Raw genomic sequence first — 19,454 nt, 5'->3', positions numbered from 1 at the left:
TCATTTGGAAGACATAATCTTATATTTAATCAGATTATTGGGTTATTAGAGTGATTGACAATATTCCGCCAACGATACTTCACCATTAGTGACCAAAGACAACCATTTCTGCATTTTCGATTATCTGTTTTGTGCCCATTAATGATGAGAACAAAATATGAACAGAAATCATAATGGGAGTATCGGTGCTTACAGACATAGCAATTCGCAAATTTCTGCAGAGCGAATCTTAGTATAAACTCAGCGATGCGTAGGGTTTGCACCTTATTGTTCGCCCGAATGGCGCTAAGATCTGGCGACTGGAATATCGGTTCGGCGGAAAAGAGAAGACACTCTCGTTCGGTGCCTATCATAAGGACGGCTGGAGGTTCGAAAAACCCCTTAGTTTTAAAGTTGCCTCTGTAATTCTGTTTTCCTCCGCGTACATTGGGGAAAGGATCGCATGAAGCAGGTGGACTTCTTTGATGTTGTAGAGCAGCTGGCTCGCCTGGATGGGTTTGTGATTAACTCGAAGCTTTTTCCCGGATTGTGGATTTTGAAGTGTTCCGCCCTGACCCGAAAGGGTCTCTGGCCCATGTGGATGGGGGAAAGGCGGACGGTCGCAGTTTGACCCGGTGTTGATATTCAAAATTCTGGTGATCCAAGCGCTGAACAATTTGTCCGACGAACGAACGGAATATTTGATCAACGATTGCCTATCCTTTACGCGTTTGCTGACGCTTGGGCTGTCGGACCGCGTGCCTGACGCCAAACGGCCTGGCTGTTCCGTGAGCGATTCATTTGAGCTGGTGTTATCGACATGCTGTTCAACCGGTTTGATGCGACCCGGCGGGACACCATTGATCTACCGATGTCAGGTCACATCTTGAATGCGACATTGGTTGCAGCTCCAAAGCAGCGCAAGACAAACGCTGAGAAGACGGACCTCCGGTAAGGTCGGCTCCCACAGGACTGGCAGCACAATCCCTCAAAGCTGTCTCATAAAAACAGGCATGCGCGCTGGACGCTGAAGTCCATCAAAGCGACAGGATGATGGAACGTGTCCTGCAACGGATTTTGCCATTCCCGTTCGTTGGTTACAGATCGCATATTTCTATTGACCGGAAGTTCAGGTTGATCCGGAAATGGACGGCGACCGATACGGCAGCCAGTGATGGCGCCAGGCTACGCGAGCCAAAGACCCCTGTCACAAACCGAAATTTTCAATCATCTACACACAATTTTAACTAATCCAAATAGTTAAAATATTTAATAACTATGAGTTTGACATAACAAAATAATCACTACACAGTTTATTTGATATTAAATAATAACGAAACGGTATGGTTTTATGTCTGTAGTGTTTGCCAGTTCCTGTCCCCCGATGATGCCGGGCTCTCCCCTGCTCTCACTCCCTTTGTTCGGACCGCACGCCACAGGTAGACACCATGACCTACATATCCGCTCCTCTTCCTAATCTCTCCCTTCTCTGGGGACAGGATGCGCGTGAAAACACTCCGCTTCACGAGCGTTTTTCTGCAGTTTTCGAAAAAATTCGGAAGCAGGCTCTTCAGGCCGAACTGAACCGCGAACTTCCTTTCGAGCAGATACGCCTTCTCAAGGAGAGTGGTTTCACGGCGCTCCGCGTTCCCGTAGCGCATGGTGGGCTCGGTGCCAGTCTTGAGGATCTGTTTTCTCTTATTACAGCGTTGGCCAAAGCGGATTCAAACGTTGCACAGGCGCTCCGAGCCCATTTCGGCTTCGTTGAGCATCTCCTGTTTGAACCCGATGGCCCCTATCGCACGAAATGGCTCGACCGGCTTGGAACCGGACAGACCGCAGGGGCCGCAGCGGCTGAAGGCCCGGCGTCCAAGCGTGATCTCTTCAGCACGACCCTGTCCCAGAAAGATGGCCATTGGGTCATTAACGGCTCGAAGTTCTTCACGACCGGTTCGCTCTATGCCGATTGGCTGACTGTTACCGGCACCACGGAAGATGGCCAGACCGTCAAAACACTGGCTGCCCGCAATGATCCCGGCCTGGAAATTGTGGATGACTGGGACGGTGTTGGGCAACGCCTGACCGCCAGCGGCACGGCACATTTCCGTGACGTCCATACCGAAGACGCCGATCTGCGTTACGGCAACACGGCCTTCCCGTATTCCCAGGCATTCTTCCAGCTCTATCATTTGGCGACTGTTGCCGGGATTGCGCGCTCCGCTGCAACGGACGTCGCGGATGCCGTACGGCGCCGCAAACGCACCTTCAGCCACGGGAATGCAGACCTTCCCGCAGAAGATCCGCAGATCCTCGAAGTTGTCGGTCATGTCTTCAGTGGCGCATATATCGCCGGGGCAGCGGTTGAACGTGCCTCCCGAGCCATTCAGGCCGTTGCGGATAGTCCTGCCTCGGAAATCGAACTTACGGTTGCGCGTGCTGAACTCGAAGTCTGGCAGGTACAGGATCGGATTTTGCCGCTGGTGCTGGAAGCCACGACGGCTTTGTTCGACGCGCTAAGCGGTGGTGCAACCTTGCGCGTCGTCGGATTGGATCGACATTGGCGCAACGTTCGCACGCTGGGTAATCACAACCCCCGTGTCTATCGCACGCGCGTCGTTGGGGACTACGCTGTCAATGGAACCCTGCCCCCCGCTCAGTGGCGCGTGGGGGTGGCGTAATGGGACAGCACATCATCCTCAACGGCTTTACGATGGCCACGGTCTCGCACCTGAATTACGGCCTGTGGCGCCATCCCGCTGACCAGACACATCGTTACAAGGACATCAGCTACTGGACTGACCTGGCACGCACACTCGATGACGCTGGGTTCGATGCCCTGTTTATCGCGGATGCCCTCGGCCAGATTGATGTTTACGGCGGCAGTCCAGACGCTGCCCTGAAGCACGGTATCCAGTCCCCACTGATCGATCCGCTTCTGCTGGTGTCCGCCATGGCCGCCGTGACGACGACGCTTGGTTTTGGCATCACGCTGTCCACGACTTACGAACACCCTTATCTTCTCGCCCGCAAGCTGACGACGCTCGACCATCTGACGAAGGGCCGTCTGGGCTGGAACATTGTGACGTCGCAGCAGGAAAGTGCGGCTCGCAATCTTGGATTAGACCATCAGATACCCCATGACGAACGCTACGACCGGGCGGACGAGTTCATGAGCGTCGTCTACAAGCTGTGGCTGAAATCCTGGGAAGACGATGCTGTCATCCGAGGTCAAACGGCTTCAGGCGAGTGGATCTACACCGACCCGGCAAAAGTTCACCCTATACGGCATGAAGGCCAGTACTACCGCGTTCCAGACGGCCATACGGCCGAGCCCAGTCCGCAACGGGTTCCCGTTCTGCTTCAGGCAGGCGCTTCAGCCCGGGGTGGTGCATTCGCGGCACGACATGCGGAAGTCATTTTCGTCGTAGGTGCCGGCGCAGAAGGGACACGAAAGAATGTCCGGCGTATTCGTGAGGACGCAGCTCGCGAAGGTCGCGATCCAGGCAGCCTGCGCTTCATTTGCGCCGCAGCGGTCGTGGTCGGGGAGACTGAGGAAGACGCTATTCGCACATTCGCGGAATACAAAGCCTTCTACGATGCCACCGGATCGCTCATCCACTACTCCTCAATGACGGGTGTGGACTTCTCGAAGAACCAGACAGACGAGGTCCTGACCTATCGTCCGACGGAAGCCAGCCAGTCTGTCCTTGAACAGTTTGACCCTGCCATCAGCGGTCGTTCATGGACTATTGCAGAAGCCACAAGCCCGGCAGAAGGCTTTGGCCGTGCCAAAACTTTCGTGGGTACAGGTGAAACCGTCGCGGATCAGATTGAGCAGTGGCTCGAGGAATCCGAAACTGATGGCCTCAATCTGATCCAGCTCGTTAATCCGGACAGCTACAACGACTTCATCCGTCTCGTCCTGCCGGAACTGAAGCGTCGTGGCCGTATCAAGCCCAACGACGGCAAGACCCTGCGTGAAAGGCTTTTCCCGCAGAATACGTCCGCACATCCAGCGCCCGACCATCCGGCCTGGCGCTGTTGACCCCTCCCAAGACCTGAAAATTCCCGTTTCCTGTATCTTGTGAGTGTATTTCCATGCCCGCATTTTCATTTTCCAGCCGTAGTGCCAGTGGCTCCGTTTCTCTGATTGCCCTGCTGACCCTCTCGGTTAATACCTACGCTTTCGCTGATACTGCTTCTCCAGCCACCAAGCTGGGCACAAATCCGCGTCACGTCACGCCTGCACTGCCTCCTCACAAACCGGCTACATCCCGCGCCATCAGCGCCAAAGCAACCGAGAGCATTGGGGTGGAAGGACACCGGCAGGCTAACTGGGTGTCCAATCCCGTTTCTGCGGTTACCATTCGTGAATATGCCGCCGGGACCAATCCGCTCAAGGCCCTCACCCGACTACCTGGCGTTCTGTTCAATTCCGGTGATCCGCAGGGCGTGAACACCTGGCAGAACTCCTTCCTGATGCACGGCTTCGATCAGAGCCAGATCGGCATGACGCTGGATGGGATTCCGCTTGGAGACCAGCAATTCAGCAACGTTAACGGCCTGAGCCCGACCTCCGCTATTTCGTCTGAAAACATTGAGCGTATGGATGTTTCGGCGTCTACCGGTTCGGAGAGCGTGGCCAGTACGTCCAATCTGGGCGGTACGGTGCAGTTTATTTCACGCGATCCGTCTCACAAACGTGGGGGCAGTGTGAACCAGACCTTCGGGAGTAATGCGACCTACCGGACGTTTGTGCGTCTCGAAAGCGGCGATCTGAACCGTCAGGGAACGCGCTTCTATGTCTCTTATGCCCGCAACGACACCACCAAATGGCGTGGTGGGCAGGACCAGTTCATGCAGCAGGTCAACGCCAAGGTTTTGCACCCTATCGGCCAGGACAGCCGCATTACAGCCTACTTCGACTACACCGATATGCAGATGCAGAACTATCAGGACTACAGCCTGGATATGTTCAATAATGGTGGCTACGCGATCGATAACTTCATCGGGCAGCCCGGCGGCTATGAAAAGGCATATCGTCTCGCTCTGGCCCAACGTGGGCTTCCGGGAGGGCAGGTTCCTGCAGCCTATGCCAACCTCAAGAGCCCTTACACCGCGTCTTATTACGAGGGCGCCCAGATGCAGCATTCCTATGTTGGGGGTGTATCGGCCGATCTTGCCCTGACTGATCGCTTGCGCTGGCAGAGTACGGTCTATGGGCATCGTTCCTATCAGCGCGGTTCAGTCGCAAGCCCTCTGATCTCGTCCCCTAACGGAGCGCCTCTGATCGATCAGGTTACCCAGCCCGATACGAACCGCTTCGGCTTCACGACGTCCCTGTCCTATCGCATCGCGCATAACGTGCTGAATGCAGGTCTTTGGTATGAAAATACCCATTTCGACATTAGTAAGCCGCTTTACCAGCAACCGCTGCTGCAGGACGTCCTCGACGGGACCGCAACACCCGTCAACGGGCTCGACAACCTCAAGAACCCTTTCCAGAATGGCTACCGACAGGTCTTTAATACCAACACGTTTGTCGCTTATTTCCAGGATACGTATCACGTAACCAGCACCATCGCGCTCCATGCTGGTTTCCGGTCCGTCCTGAACACGACCCGCGTCGGCGCGCTCGCCAACTGGGAAACTTACACCCGCACGACCGCTATCGCTGGTGGAGACTCACTCACGTCCAGCAAGCCTTTCCTGCCGCATTTCAGCGGGGAATGGCGCTTCGCTCCCGGCCATCAGCTCTATTTCGATATCGCGGAGAACGTGAAGGTTTATCCCGTCTCGGGCTATAACAGCGGTTCGTCGCCGTTCTCGACCTCACAGGCCGCCTATCAGGCCTCCAAAAGTACGCTGCGTCCCGAAACGGACTGGAATTTTGCAGGAGGCTATCGTTATACGGGCCGCCTCGTCAGCGGTTCGCTCTACGGCTATCACACGATCTTTTCCAACCGGCTGCAGCGCATCTCCACCGGTCCAACAACCCAGCCGTACACCACTATCCAGAACGTTGGTGGCGTAACGATGACCGGTGTGGATGGTGCCGTCACGCTCACACCCGTTAAGGGGCTTAGCCTGACCAACAGCATCAGCTACAACCATGCCGTCTATGACAACAACATTACTCAGACCGTCAACGGATCGCGGGTAACCTACAATATCCGCGGCCAGCAGGTCGTGGCTTATCCACGTCTCATGTATCACGCTGACCTGTCCTACACCTGGCATGATCTTCAGGCGCATATCGAAGCCCAGTATGTCGGCAAGCGGAATCTTAGCTACACTGGCGACACGAAGGTCCCGTCCTACTGGCTGACTAATTTCGGTGCACGTTACGACCTGAGCAAACAGTTGCACCGCTTGTCTCACACGGGCTTTCTACAGCACCTCTCGGTAGACCTGAACGTCTATAACCTGACAAACGTAAAATACATCTCCACCATGGGGCAGAACGGTTACCCTATGGCTGGTGATTACCAGTCTGTCGTCCTCGGTGCGCCACGCCAGTATTTCGGCGCTGTTCATGCGGATTTCTGACATGCAGACGACGTTTCCTGCCGCTCCGCTTCTGCCTGCCAGCCGCCTGCCCCGGAACTTTACCCTCCAGTACGCTGGCCTTCTGGTCTTCATGATCGGAGATGGCGTCGAGGTCGGCTATCTGTCGCCGTTTCTTGTCCAGACAGGGCAGACGGAGCACTTCGTAGCTCTTCTCTTCACAGCCTACGGACTCTTCGCTGCTTTGGCGGCCTGGTTCTCGGGATTGCTGTGCGACATCTTTGGTAGTCGTGCTGTCATGACGGCTGGTCTGTTATTCTGGATCGTGCCGCAACTTCTGTTTCTTGGCGTTGCCATTCCGGCTCATTCTTCAGCCTTGCTACTCCTGACCTACGGATTGCGAGGAGCAGGATATCCGCTGTTTTCCTATGGACTGCTGACCCTGCTCGTCACCACGATCCGTCAGGACCGGTTGGGTCGTGCTGTCGGTCTGTTCTGGTTCTGCTTTACCTGCGGCTTGCCCACGGTCGGTTCTATTGTGGCGCAACTCCTGCTCCCCGTTTACGGCCAGTACATTACACTCTGGATCGCCCTTCTCGGGGTGGGAGCAGGTGGCCTTCTTGCCGTCCTGCCGCTGCCCACTACGCCACGTGCAGAGAAAGGCAGCCTGAAAGACATAGGCCCTACCCTGCGCGAAACGGTTCGTCAGATCCGTCACAATCCGGGCGTGGGTCTGGCGTGCATCGTGCGGGCGGTCAATTCCAGCGCTACGCATGGCCTGATCGTCTTCATGCCGTTCTTTTTCACGGGTCGTCTGGGCTTGTCCCAGGATGTATGGATCTGCTTTCTCGAAATCATCTTCGCCAGCAACATCGTCTTTAACCTGCTGATCGGTTTCGCCAGCGACTATATTTCATGGCGGCAGACCATCATCTGGTTTGGCGGTATTGGGAGCGCCGTGAGTTGCGTTGGTCTGTATTGGGTCCCGCTGCTGTACGCCCACAGTAGCCTGCTCGCGGTTTATGGCTCTGCCGCAGTTTTTGGCATGACGCTTGCCGGATATGTCCCGCTTTCGGCTCTGACACCGTCTCTTCTGCCGGATCACAAAGGTATCGCCATGTCCCTGCTGAACCTTGGTGCAGGAAGTAGCGTCTGGATCGGGCCTTTTATTGTTTATCTTTTTGAAGGCGCTGTCGGCACGCAGGGAATTATTCTCATCTACGCCGCACTGTTCCTTGCAAGCGCAATCCTGACCTTTTTCATTACGCCTCCGTCTCTCACGCGACCTGACCGCACCAGTAGTCAGACACTCCCCCAATCCGAAGGAGTTCCCTCATGACACAGCTTACGATCGAAAAGGTCACATCCCGTATTGGCGCCATCGTCCATGGGATTAACGCCCGCGAACTTCTGCCTGAAGAACACAAAGCATTCATCCATGATGCTCTGCTGCGCCATAAAGTGATCTTCCTGCGCGACCAGTTCCTTGATGATGCCCAGCATGAAACGTTCAGTCGTGTCTTCGGAGATCCAATCCTTCACCCGACAATCCCCGCAGCCGCAGGGACGCCCTATACGTTTGAACTGAACTCCCGCAACGGTCGTTCCACGGATTCATGGCATACAGACGTCACTTTCGTGCCGGCTTACCCCAAGGCCTCGATCCTGCGCGCTATCACGATCCCGCCCTACGGCGGCAGCACACTCTGGGCCAACACAGCCACAGCCTATGATGACCTCCCCGCGCCTCTGCAGCAGCTTGCCGACACACTTTGGGCCGTTCATGGCAACGACTACGATACCAATTTCTACAAATACGACACGCGCCACGAGGAAATTGCGGACTTCCGCGCTCGTTTCATTTCACGCCTTTACGAGACAGAGCACCCGGTCGTGCGCGTTCATCCTGAGACCGGTGAGCGCACCCTTATTCTGGGCCATTTCTTCAAGGAAATTCGCGGCATCCCCACGCAGCATGCCAACCGGCTGCTGGAGATCTTCCAGTCTTACATCACGCAGATTGACAATACCGTCCGTTGGAACTGGAAACCAGGTGACGTTGCCATCTGGGACAACCGCGCCACCCAGCACTATGCTACAGCCGATTTCGATACTCATCCCCGGCTCCTGCGTCGTATCACCGTGCGTGGCGATATCCCTCTCAGCATCACCGGGGAAAAGAGCCGGCTGCTCAAAGGTCCCGATAATGGCCAGGATCTGGATCATTAATTCTAGGGGCGGGTAAGCCGACAGGGAATATAAAATCAGGACGACGTGCGCGGAAAGAACGGCGTGGAGTCAGTATTGTCAATTGCGGTAGTGAGAATTTAAGTCATGATCGATCCGGGAGCCTTATCGTTCTCCACCTACTCAACATCCCAAGTTATTTTGCCAATCGTCACAAACCATGGAAGATCAAGCTCTCTGCAGGTTGAGGGATCGAAGCACTGTTTGTTGATAAAGTTGTGTCCTGGTTTCTGGTTTCTGGAGCTGATTTTCGCTCTGCGTTTATCGCAGATCTGGAGTTTTCATCCGCAAAATTGCTACGCGCTCGCGTCGATCCGCTCCAGGAAGAGGAAGCGGCGCATATTATAGACGATATTGGCCAGTCCGATCCTCATTGTGGTCCGGGTGATGCCGATTGTTCGGATGAACAGCCCCGTCTGAGACTGCTGGTCGGCAAAAACATGCTCGACACGCGAGCGTATCACNGTTGTGTCCTGGTTTCTGGTTTCTGGAGCTGATTTTCGCTCTGCGTTTATCGCAGATCTGGAGTTTTCATCCGCAAAATTGCTACGCGCTCGCGTCGATCCGCTCCAGGAAGAGGAAGCGGCGCATATTATAGACGATATTGGCCAGTCCGATCCTCATTGTGGTCCGGGTGATGCCGATTGTTCGGATGAACAGCCCCGTCTGAGACTGCTGGTCGGCAAAAACATGCTCGACACGCGAGCGTATCACTGACTTTCCAGCATTTGATTTCTGGATGAACCGAAACTTCCGGTCGATGGAGACGTGGGATTTGTATCCAAAGAACGGGATAGCGAGATCTGTGGAGGGTATCGTTCCGTCATCCTGCCATTTTGCTTTCGTGATCTTCAGCGTCCAGCGCGCATGACGATCCTTGTGCGACAGCTTTGCCGGCTTGTCCTGCCAGTCTTCCGGAATACGTCCTGCCCAGAGAACCACTTTCTCAGTGCTGGTATTGCGCGGCTTTGAAGCAGCCACCAGTGTTGCATCCAGCACCCGGTCCGACAGCCCCGAGGACGTCCGCACTTGCTTCCGTCAGAAAACGCCAGAGCATTCAAGATCAGGGCAGAACACTTCAAAATCCACAGTCCGGGAAAACGCTTCAAGCTGATCACCAAGCCCGCTCAAGCGGGCCAAGCGCTCTTCAACATCAAAGAAACCGGACTGCCTCATGACCCATACCTCAATCAACGCAAGGGAAATGGAATCACAAAAGCAGCCTCAAAACCAGAGGGTTTTGCGAAACCTCCAGGTTTATTTTTATAGAAAACGGTATCATCCCCGGTGCTATTATGTGCAATCAAAGAAAATGGTTTGATCTGCTCCATATGCTGACTCGTCGCTTCAGACTTCTTCTTATTCCGGCCCGAAAAATACAAAGCTTAATTTTGTTGGATTTTCAGGTGTTTCCGGAAGAACAGGAGGATGGTCGGGCTTAGGCTCAGGAGAACCTTTTCGGGCGAATATCTTTTATTAGGATTTTCCTCTTCCTGGCGCTTATTGTGATGGACCTTCTATCAGGACTGCATTTAGACAAAGGGAATGGCGCTCTAAATACCTCTTCCCCTTTTATGCCGATTTCAATACTCAGATTTTGTATGCTTCATTTTTATTTTTCTACCACATGGATAAGATCAATATAAAATTCCACAGACCATAAAAAATATTTAATTAGATAAACCGAAATCGTTTTCTCTCCTGAGAACGATTTTTATGCTGTGTGTAAGGCTGTCATCTTTCATGTAAATCGGCTGAGTGAATGCTGTGAATTCTTCGTCGATCAGCATAAAGAGATCTCCCGCACAGACATCATCAGGGTTTTTTATCTGGATATGATATTCTGATGTTTTCCAGCGCACCCGAACTTCGTATGACGACCAGCCTGATGGGATGCGTGGATTAAGGGACAGTCGATTTCCTTCGATCTGCACGCCCAGTAACGTCTCAACCCCGACGCGTTGCATCCAACCCGCCGACCCCGTGTACCAGGACCATCCTCCGCGGCCGACATGAGGACTGGAGGAATAAACATCCGCGACGACGACATATGGCTCAACCTTGTAGCGGTCTGCCGCATCCTGATCGCGGGAGTGGTGAATAGGATTGAGCGTTGAAAACATCTCATGCGCTGCATCGCCATCTCCAAGAAGGGCCGTTGCCATAACAGTCCATAGAGCTGCGTGCGTATATTGGCCGCCATTTTCTCGGATACCCGGCGGATAGCCCCGAATATAGCCAGGGTCAGGCTCTGAGGTATCAAAGGGAGGCGTCAAAACCATGATGATTTCCCGGTTCAGATCGACAAGTTGTTCCTGAACAGCGTGCATGGCCTGTTTTGCACGTTCGGGAGATCCTGCTCCTGAAATTACAGCCCAGGACTGAGCTATGGCATCAATGCGTCCCTCAGGGTTTGCATGGCTGCCTAAAGGGCTGCCGTCATCAAAATAGGCACGCCGGTACCAAGATCCATCCCATGCTGCTTCCAACGCGTGTTCAAGCTCCTTCATGATCCGCGTCCACTTCGCCACCTGTTCTGTGTCCTGTCGGGCCTGAGCGAGCGGCAGGAAAGCTGCCAACGTGGCGTGCACGAACCATCCCAGCCAGACACTTTCTCCGCGTCCTGCTTCGCCCACTCGGTTCATCCCGTCATTCCAGTCCCCGGTTCCCATCAGCGGGAGACCGTGAACTCCTCTCTGCAGACTGTGATCGAGAGCAAGGACGCAGTGAGCATAGAGCGACGCCGTTCTGTCCGTCACGTCAGGCTGGAGGAAACGCTCATGCTCCCCCTCAGCCAAAACTGCCGCCTCCAGGAATGGAATTTCTTCATCCAGAACGGTCGCGTCACCGCTGACTCGAACATAGTGTGCGACTGTGTAGGCAAGCCACGCACAATCATCAGAAATCCTTGTGCGAACTCCATTTCCTTTCTGAGGGAGCCACCAGTGTTGAACGTCTCCCTCTGGAAACTGTCGGGATGCCGCCCGCAGAAGGTGCTCCCGCACCAGTTGAGGAGCGGCCAGAACGAGCGACATCCCGTCTTGCAACTGATCTCGAAATCCATAAGCACCGCTGGCCTGATAAAAGCCTGCCCGTGCCCAGATGCGACTGGAAAGGGACTGATACAGCAGCCAGCCGTTTAGCATGATATCCATGGCGCGATCAGGCGTATGAACCTGTACGGCTCCTGTAATCGCCTCCCACCTGCGATGCACTTCATCCAGAACGGCATCCAGATTTGCATTTCTGTATCGCCGAACAATCTGACGAGCATGGTCTGAGTTTTGACCCTGACCTAGCAGAAAGACAATTTCGGTGCTTTCTCCGGGTTCAAGCGTAATGACAGTCTGCAAGGCGGCACACGGATCAACTCCGGCCCCGACGATACCTTCAAGCGGGCCACCCCGGATAATGGCTTGAGGGGCGGAAAGAGTGCCATTTCGACCCAGGAATGTGCATCTGTCGTCCGTGCTTGATGTCTGCTGAGCGGACATATCCGCAAAGGCGACCCTGTCACCAAACGTCTCGGCCCACTTGTTCCTGACAAACAGCGCGCCAGTGTCGGAATCCTGCTCTGTAAATACAAAAGGGGTAGTCGTACTGCGGGACTGTCCGAGCACCCACTCGGTATAGATCGTGCCCCTCAAAGTCCGGGGGTGGGAGGACGTATTGGTCAGCTTCAATCTGGAAATTTTTACCGGATCTTCAAGCGGCACGTATTGTAGAAGGGTCGAAGCAATATCGTTGGTGTGACGATCAAACTGACTGTATCCGCGTCCATGGCGGCAAACATAAACAGCATTGTCATCTGGGCAAACAGCTGCCAGAGGAGACCAGAACTGCCGTTTTTCCTCGTCACACAGGTAGAAAGCTTCCCCCGTTGGATTCATGACCGGGTCGTTAGACCAAGGCGTCAACTGGTTTTCTTTGCTATTCTCCGACCAGGTATAATTGCTACCTTCTGCGGAGACCTGAAACCCAAAATGAGGACTGGAGATGACGTTGACCCAAGGGGCAGGGGGACGCGCTTTTCCACGGATGATGACAGCATACTCCCTCCCATCAGACGTGAAGCCTCCATATCCATTTGGCAGTTCAAGCTGAGGCAGCACGGGGGTTTCCGCTGCTCCACGGTATGGGCGGCAGGGACGTATGGCTGCCTGCAAGACTTTCGCGCCCTGCATGACTTCAATACGGGTCAATTGATGTTGCAGGTTTCCTCCCTTACCCGTCAGCACCACATAAGCCACGGAGAACAGAAGGTCTCTGACTGTTTCTGACATAAGCGTGCCGCGAAGAAGACGGACTGTACCCGGCTGCCCGGAGGACCGAACAAGGGCTTCCAGTGCGTGTTGTAGATCCTGCGCATAAGACGTCGGATGGTCGTTCAGAATAACAAAATCAAAAGCGAGGCCTTTGAAATTCAGATACTCATGCGCTGTCAGAAGGGTCCGGGCGAGGTCGAAATCTTCACTTTCTGTGATGACCAACAACAGAATTGGTAAATCGCCGGAAACGCCCTGTCCCCAGAGATCTGCCTGTCTGCCAGCGCCTCGTTTTATACGGGCCGCAGACGAGCGAAGAACGGAACTTGGAAACAGAAGATAGCCGGCAAGCTTCTGAAAGAGGTCTGCCTGTACAGGCTGGATATCGAGATGGCGTAAATGAACCTGAGCATGGGTCCATGCGAGGGTCAGGGCACGATCGAGATCTGCTCCACCGTGATGACGTTCGATGCTTTGGATGAGCGCTTCGCGTGTTGACGCAACAATCGTCCAAAATGATACATGACGCGTGGAGCGCGGGGGAATTGTGAGCTTGCACCGCGCAGCGAAAACGGGATCCAATACCGTCCCGACTGATCCGGAGAGAGGGCCCGCTTCAATAACGGCAATCGGCTCCCGCAAATCCCTGCCACGACCGATAAATCGGGCACGATCCGTCTCGATGGAAAGGTCATCGCCGCCAATGATCAGGTGCGCTGCCCAGATCTCTGCATCAGACGGATTTCTTTTCCGCCGTGTGGCAACAATTGCTCTGTAAGAAGAGAGATACTCCGTCTGTACAAACATTTTTGCGAAAGCAGGGTGACTGAGATCCATACCTGGCGGGCATAACGCCAGCTCGACATAAGACGTTACGTTGATCTCAACCGTTGAAGAATTGGAGTTCCGAACTGAAATACGACGAAGTTCTGCATCATCTTCGGCTGAAACAAGGACTTCCATCGTCGTCGTCAGCTTGTTGTCCTGACGCGTATATGTTGCGCGGTCTTCCCTGAATTCTACATCGTAGCTCTCAGCCTTAGCTCCAGATGGCTGGAATCCTGCGCTCCAGAAGTGACTGTCTCCGGACGCCTGAAGGTAAATATAAGTCCCCCAGTTATCGAGCGTGGGATCCTGCCTCCATCTCGTAACAGCCTGATCACCCCACTTGCTATATCCTGACGCAGCGGCCGTCAGCATCACGCTGTATCGTCCATTCGAAAGCAGATGAGTAACAGGGGCAGTCGTGTCCGCTGTCTGTAAATGGCGGCCACCAGCCTGCATCTGCACGGTCAGCGCAGGAGGGGCGAACTCTTCTTCCTTCAGAGGGGTGGTAATAGCTCCACCTGTTGGTGCGCGCTCCTGCAAAAGCAGTTCTGCCGCTCCGATAATCGGTTCTGCATGGAAACGGGTTCGCATGAGGCCTTTGAGGACGGTATCCGCTATTGCAAGAATGGACATGCCTTGGTGATGGGCCATGTAAGAGTGAATGATTGCAACGGTCTGGTTCGATTGCAGTCGCGCCTTTGTATAATCCAGCGCCTCGTAAAATCCGTAGGTTCCCTGAGCGCCTGCGGCCTGCAAGGCCCGGAAGTTTTCTGTTGCCAGACGCGCATCAACCATCGAAGCCAAAGCTGTGGCGTAAGGTGCAATAACCAGATTTTGGGCCAATCCTCTCTTCATCCCCAGTCCTGGGACACCAAAGTCGGAGTACTGATAATTATATTCCAGATCGCGTGCATTATAGGCAGATTCCGAAATACCCCATGGCACACCGCAGAACTGGCCATATTCAATCTGACGGTGGACAATCTGCCGACTGGTCTCTTCTAAAAGACTATCAAACGGTGCGGCCATGATCAGGGACGGCATGAGGTACTCGAACATCGACCCAGACCAGGAAACCAGAGCTTCGCCATGGGCCACCGCAGCAAGAGGCCTCCCCAGACGAAACCATTCCCAGGCAGGAATGTCGCCTTTTGCAATGGCAAAGAAGACAGCAAGCCGCGCTTCGGATGCCAAAAGGTCATAGCAGTTATCGTCGAGAGTGCCTTCATTCACGGCAAACCCGATCGAGAGCAGTTTCCGATCTGAATTTCTCAAAAAGCCAAACTCCATGTCCAACGCCATGGTTCTTGAGATTTGTGCAATTTTACGGAGTTCATCATGGAGGGAAGGGTTATCTTCGAGATCTTTCCGTTCACTCCGCAGGCAGTTCTGGGCAGCATGCAACCAGAATAGGAGGTCCTCGGCACCTGTCGTTGTGGTGCCTTTTCCTGCACTTCCGGCCATGGCACGTCTTTGTAGAAGATGCGCCAGTTCCTCTGCCTGACTGACGAGCATCTGTACTCTGTATGTAAGTGTGACCTGACTGGCGTGGCCGTCCTTCATGTCCTGAAGAAGGGCGTCCATAAGTTGTGCGAGTTCGGATGACCGAAAGATACCGTTTCCCGATGTCGCTTCTTCAAGCGCCAGATTCAGGGCGTCTCTTATACCTTCACGCCAAATGTCAGATTTTCTTCCTTTCTGAACCCACTCTTCGCAGGCACCCGCCAACGTCATCAAATGGCCAGCGAGATTGCCACTATCCACTGTCGAAACATAAATAGGGGACAGCGGAGAGAGATCAGAGGTGCTGTACCAGTTATAAAAATGCCCTCTGAAACGCGGAAGCTGCAGCATTGTCTCAAGGGTGGCACTCAAACGGGATGTTGCGTCTGCTACCCCAATCCACCCGAAATCACATGCCGCGACAACAGACAGGAGGTAAAGCCCCATGTTGGTTGGAGATGTTCGATGGGCAACAAGAGGGGCAGGGGATTCCTGAAAATTGTCCGGGGGAAGCATATGATCCGCAGCGGTGACGAATGTCTCAAAATACCGCCATGTCCGCCGGGCCTGCATACGCATGAAAACCGTCTCAGCCTCAGTAGCTTCAAGCCTGCGAGCAGACGCACGGTACTGACTGGCCATCCACGCAATTGCCGGTGACAGGCACCAGGCCACAGCGAATGGCAAGATGATAATCCATACCCAGGGACCAGCCACGACCATAACGCCCGCCGCGAGAAGGCCAGTTAAAACGGCTCCACTCATCTGACGGAAATATCCTTGCATCCGCTCACGTGGAGCTTCCGCAGTCTGAGCGGCCGTAACCCACTGAAGAAGGTGCTTTCGAGTAACAAAAACACGCCCCAGTGTTCGGCTAATCGCGTCCCCCATCAGGCAGGCCTGATCAGCCAGAAACACAAAACACAGAGCTGTGGTGAGAACCGTCCGTTTAAGGTCAATTGTCAGAAGGGCAAAATAGCTGCGAAATGTTTCTCCTCTTCTACGCCTGATAATATCAACCAGAAGGGGCAACGCTGCTGGAACAGCAATTGTTGAAACAATGCAAAAGCTCCAGACCGCGGCATTATGGAGATCCAGAAACCAGCCGGCAAACAGGGCGCTGACTGCCATTGGCGCAGAAAGGCTGCGACGCAGATTATCCAGCATCTTCCAGCGCGCAATGCCCGTAAGGGGGCGGGTTTTTATACGTATGGTTGGAAAATGGCCCATCCATGAAAAGATCCATGGAAGAAGCTGCCAATCTCCACGAACCCAACGATTAAGACGGGCAACGGACACCAAATAGTCCGTTGGATATTCCTCGATAACTTCTATATCAGTTACGAGACCTGCACGAGCAAAAACACCTTCAAAAAGATCGTGGCTCAGAAGCGTTCCATCGGGAACCCGGCCGGCTAAGGCTGCTTCAAACGTATCGATTTCATAAATGCCTTTGCCTGCAAAAGACCCCTCTGCAAACATATCCTGATACAGGTCAGATACTGCGGCCGTATAAGGTTCTATCCCGTTGGGACTTGAGAACACTCTTTGAAATAGCGTGCTTTGCCGAGCTTCGGGCAATGAAGGCGTCACACGTGGCTGGAGAACCGCATATCCCTCCGTGACGCGGCCTTTTTCCGGATCAAAACGGGCATTATTGAGCGGATGGGCAATCTTCCCGACAAGACGCCTGACAACCTCATGCGGAAGACGTGTATCGGAATCTACGGTAACAATATACCGTACACCTTGAGGAATGCTCTGATCGGGCAGATCAAGAAAGCCGGTATCTGTTGCACCGCGTAGAAGACGATTTAATTCATGCAACTTACCGCGTTTTCGCTCCCATCCGATCCATTTTCCTTCACTAATGCTCCAAAGACGCCTGCGATGGAGAAGAAGAAATCTTGTGCCAGCAGAGCCCGATCCATAAGTCCGATTTAGCTTCCTGATTTCTTGGACAGCCACATCCAGAAGATCCTGATCACCTTTCCGGTTTTCGGTTGGAGAGTCTGTCCAATCTGTGAGTAGGGCGAAGTAGATCTCACCATCCCGACTGGACAGGTAATGTTTCTCTAAACGATTTACCATTTCTACAATGGAAGATCGTTTCGTCAGAAGGGTAGGGACAACAACCATAGTCCGCAGCGGTGCTGTGACTCCCCCTCTGAGTTCAAGCGCGGGGAGTTCGGATACTTTGATGGCCCACATCAGAAAGCGATTTACACCGGCGACTACCGCATCAGTGGCAGGAATAAATCCCAGAACAATCAGCGCAAACGCGGCGCGACCTGACAACTGGCCATTCATGGCAGAAAGAAAAGCGGTCAGGACGAGTAACGTCAGCACTGTTACAGCCAAACTGTAACCCGTTATGCCTAGCCGGCGGCAACCCTGTCCGATTTTTACGCGTAAGGGGGCACGGAACGTTAACTCTGCCTCAAGCCACGCCCGACCTTCTGCTAAAAGGTAGTAACCAGGATCTGATTTGCGAAGATCAGAATTTGGGATGTCTTTTTGCATTACAGCAAGAAAAGTGACCTTCTGTGCGATCTCACACTCTGTATAGCTGGACCCTTTCGCAAGGGCCTCAACGGCTTTGCTATATAAATTCCGGGTAGGAGGATCCATATCCGAAAAGCCCGTATGACGATAAAATATTTGACTTACGGGGCTTGTTTTCTCAACAATACCGTTCCAATCCAGAGTCGTTATCAAACGCATACTTGTAATAATATTTCTCACACTGGCATTTAATGCTCCTTGTTCCTGCAATTCTTCATGAACAATCTTTTCAAGATTTGTGCCTTTTTCCTGTAATATTGCCTCCATCCATAAAGATGCAGGATCTTTCTGTGGATCATGCCCTCTCAAGCGGTGCGAAAATTGCACAATAAAAGCAGAGGATAATGCTTCAGTATCTACCTTGGTAAGCGCTTCAAGAATTTTTGTGTTATTGTGATGAACCTCTGAAAACAAAGTGTTGGCAAGATTATCAGCCTGTTTTTGCGCTTGCAGGTTCTGGCAAACCTTACCTGCTACTCGCCGAAGATTCTCAATCAAAACCATTCTGATCTGGGTGGGAATGGCCCAAAGTTCTCTAATGAGAAGAGCTCTATTTTCCTGATACGCACTTAAAAAATCGCATATTGTTTTTGGATTAATTCGGCTATCTGTGTGAGCTACAAGAGCCCAGGCTATTTCAAAGACCCTTGGCAAACCAGAGAAAGGCCCGGCGGATAGTTCAGGAAGCTCTTTATAGTATTTCGGCGGAAGATCGAATTTAATAGTTTGAATCTGAGCATTCATTAGATAATAATTATCAATAATCCATCCTCCAGCAGGTGTAATTTGCTCACCCCTTTCAGCGGATTTTGATAATGAAATATTTGATTCCAGAAGAAATTCAGCGTTCTCACTCAGTCGGTCTGGCAATGTATTATTGTGTTTTGGAAAATGAATGTTTCCATGACTTTCAGACAAACTGCGGGCATGCTGTAAAAGTCGATCTTCGCTAAAGAGATCAGAGCAGATAACCCTTTCATCATGAAAGCGGAACGACGTGGCCGCATTTTTTTTAGTAAAAATGGCCATTTTCATTGATCCTTTAGGCGGAAATTATCCACTTATCATCAGGTAAGTTTTCTGAGAGGTTTCTAAAAAATTAGTCTTTTTCATCTTTGTTTTTATAAATATATTATACGCAATTTAATGCGTGCGCTTAGTATATTTATAAAAAAGAACCAATCCAAAACATAACGCCCGATTTGAAAGTTAGTTACCATCGTCATAAAAATATTTCTTTAATTCGACGCATACCATCCTTTCGCTTTCGAACGACGGCTGCCGTTTCCGACTTTACCCATTTAAGAGTGGAAATAAACCTGGAGGTTTCGCAAAACCCTCTGGTTTTGAGGCTGCTTTTGTGATTCCATTTCCCTTGCGTTGATTGAGGTATGGGTCATGAGGCAGTCCGGTTTCTTTGATGTTGAAGAGCGCTTGGCCCGCTTGAGCGGGCTTGGTGATCAGCTTGAAGCGTTTTCCCGGACTGTGGATTTTGAAGTGTTCTGCCCTGATCTTGAATGCTCTGGCGTTTTCTGACGGAAGCAAGTGCGGACGTCCTCG

The 19,454-nt window shown here is 52.8% G+C and carries 7 protein-coding genes and 3 pseudogenes; 8 read left to right on the top strand and 2 right to left on the bottom strand.

Annotated elements, in window-relative coordinates:
• Positions 1–257 precede the first annotated feature (257 nt).
• The 7 genes and pseudogenes from KP707_RS17130 (at position 258) to KP707_RS06530 (ending at position 8,715) form a co-directional block, all read left to right on the top strand.
• Positions 258–446: an Arm DNA-binding domain-containing protein gene (locus tag KP707_RS17130; RefSeq protein ID WP_338085312.1), complete on the top strand. Its 189-nt coding sequence runs from the start codon at positions 258–260 to the stop codon at positions 444–446.
• Positions 443–1,194, top strand: a pseudogene (locus KP707_RS06555) (transposase); the annotation flags it as partial. The gene KP707_RS17130 and the pseudogene KP707_RS06555, both read left to right, overlap by 4 nt.
• A gap of 233 nt (positions 1,195–1,427) precedes the next feature.
• Positions 1,428–2,657, top strand: a complete 1,230-nt coding sequence (locus KP707_RS06550; RefSeq protein ID WP_211502538.1) for an acyl-CoA dehydrogenase family protein — start codon at positions 1,428–1,430, stop codon at positions 2,655–2,657.
• Complete coding sequence (locus KP707_RS06545) at positions 2,657–4,024, top strand: LLM class flavin-dependent oxidoreductase (RefSeq protein WP_211502537.1); 1,368 nt, start codon at positions 2,657–2,659, stop codon at positions 4,022–4,024. Before KP707_RS06550 ends, KP707_RS06545 begins: the two co-directional genes overlap by 1 nt.
• A 53-nt stretch (positions 4,025–4,077) precedes the next feature.
• On the top strand, positions 4,078–6,528 hold the full coding sequence (locus KP707_RS06540; RefSeq protein ID WP_211502536.1) for a TonB-dependent receptor: 2,451 nt from the start codon (positions 4,078–4,080) through the stop codon (positions 6,526–6,528).
• 1 nt (position 6,529) lies between these two features.
• Positions 6,530–7,825 carry an MFS transporter gene (locus tag KP707_RS06535; RefSeq protein ID WP_211502535.1) on the top strand — a complete coding sequence of 432 codons (1,296 nt, stop codon included), beginning with the start codon at positions 6,530–6,532 and terminating at the stop codon, positions 7,823–7,825.
• Positions 7,822–8,715, top strand: coding sequence for a TauD/TfdA family dioxygenase (locus tag KP707_RS06530; RefSeq protein ID WP_086633235.1), 894 nt, complete (start codon positions 7,822–7,824; stop codon positions 8,713–8,715). The genes KP707_RS06535 and KP707_RS06530 overlap by 4 nt, the downstream gene beginning before the upstream one ends.
• A 314-nt stretch (positions 8,716–9,029) precedes the next feature.
• Here the strand turns inward: KP707_RS06530 and KP707_RS06520 are convergent.
• Both KP707_RS06520 and KP707_RS06515 read right to left on the bottom strand, forming a co-directional pair.
• Positions 9,030–9,909: pseudogene (locus tag KP707_RS06520) on the bottom strand (IS5/IS1182 family transposase).
• Between the two features lie 494 nt (positions 9,910–10,403).
• Positions 10,404–17,852 carry a GH36-type glycosyl hydrolase domain-containing protein gene (locus KP707_RS06515; protein ID WP_252348839.1) on the bottom strand — a complete coding sequence of 2,483 codons (7,449 nt, stop codon included), beginning with the start codon at positions 17,850–17,852 and terminating at the stop codon, positions 10,404–10,406.
• 1,440 nt (positions 17,853–19,292) lie between these two features.
• Here KP707_RS06515 and KP707_RS06510 point away from each other — a divergent pair.
• Positions 19,293–19,454 (top strand): annotated as a pseudogene (locus KP707_RS06510) (IS5/IS1182 family transposase); the annotation flags it as partial.

This window comes from Gluconobacter sp. P5E10 (assembly GCF_018812145.1).
GTDB classification, from domain to species: domain Bacteria; phylum Pseudomonadota; class Alphaproteobacteria; order Acetobacterales; family Acetobacteraceae; genus Gluconobacter; species Gluconobacter cerinus.
This window is presented reverse-complemented; position numbering and strand designations above follow the sequence as displayed.

Coding starts and splice junctions, on each gene's coding strand:
- KP707_RS06550 (WP_211502538.1), top strand. CDS start 1,428: ATGACCTACATATCCGCTCCTCTTCCTAATCTCTCCCTTCTCTGGGGA.
- KP707_RS06545 (WP_211502537.1), top strand. CDS start 2,657: ATGGGACAGCACATCATCCTCAACGGCTTTACGATGGCCACGGTCTCG.
- KP707_RS06540 (WP_211502536.1), top strand. CDS start 4,078: ATGCCCGCATTTTCATTTTCCAGCCGTAGTGCCAGTGGCTCCGTTTCT.
- KP707_RS06535 (WP_211502535.1), top strand. CDS start 6,530: ATGCAGACGACGTTTCCTGCCGCTCCGCTTCTGCCTGCCAGCCGCCTG.
- KP707_RS06530 (WP_086633235.1), top strand. CDS start 7,822: ATGACACAGCTTACGATCGAAAAGGTCACATCCCGTATTGGCGCCATC.
- KP707_RS06515 (WP_252348839.1), bottom strand. CDS start 17,852: ATGCAAAAAGACATCCCAAATTCTGATCTTCGCAAATCAGATCCTGGT.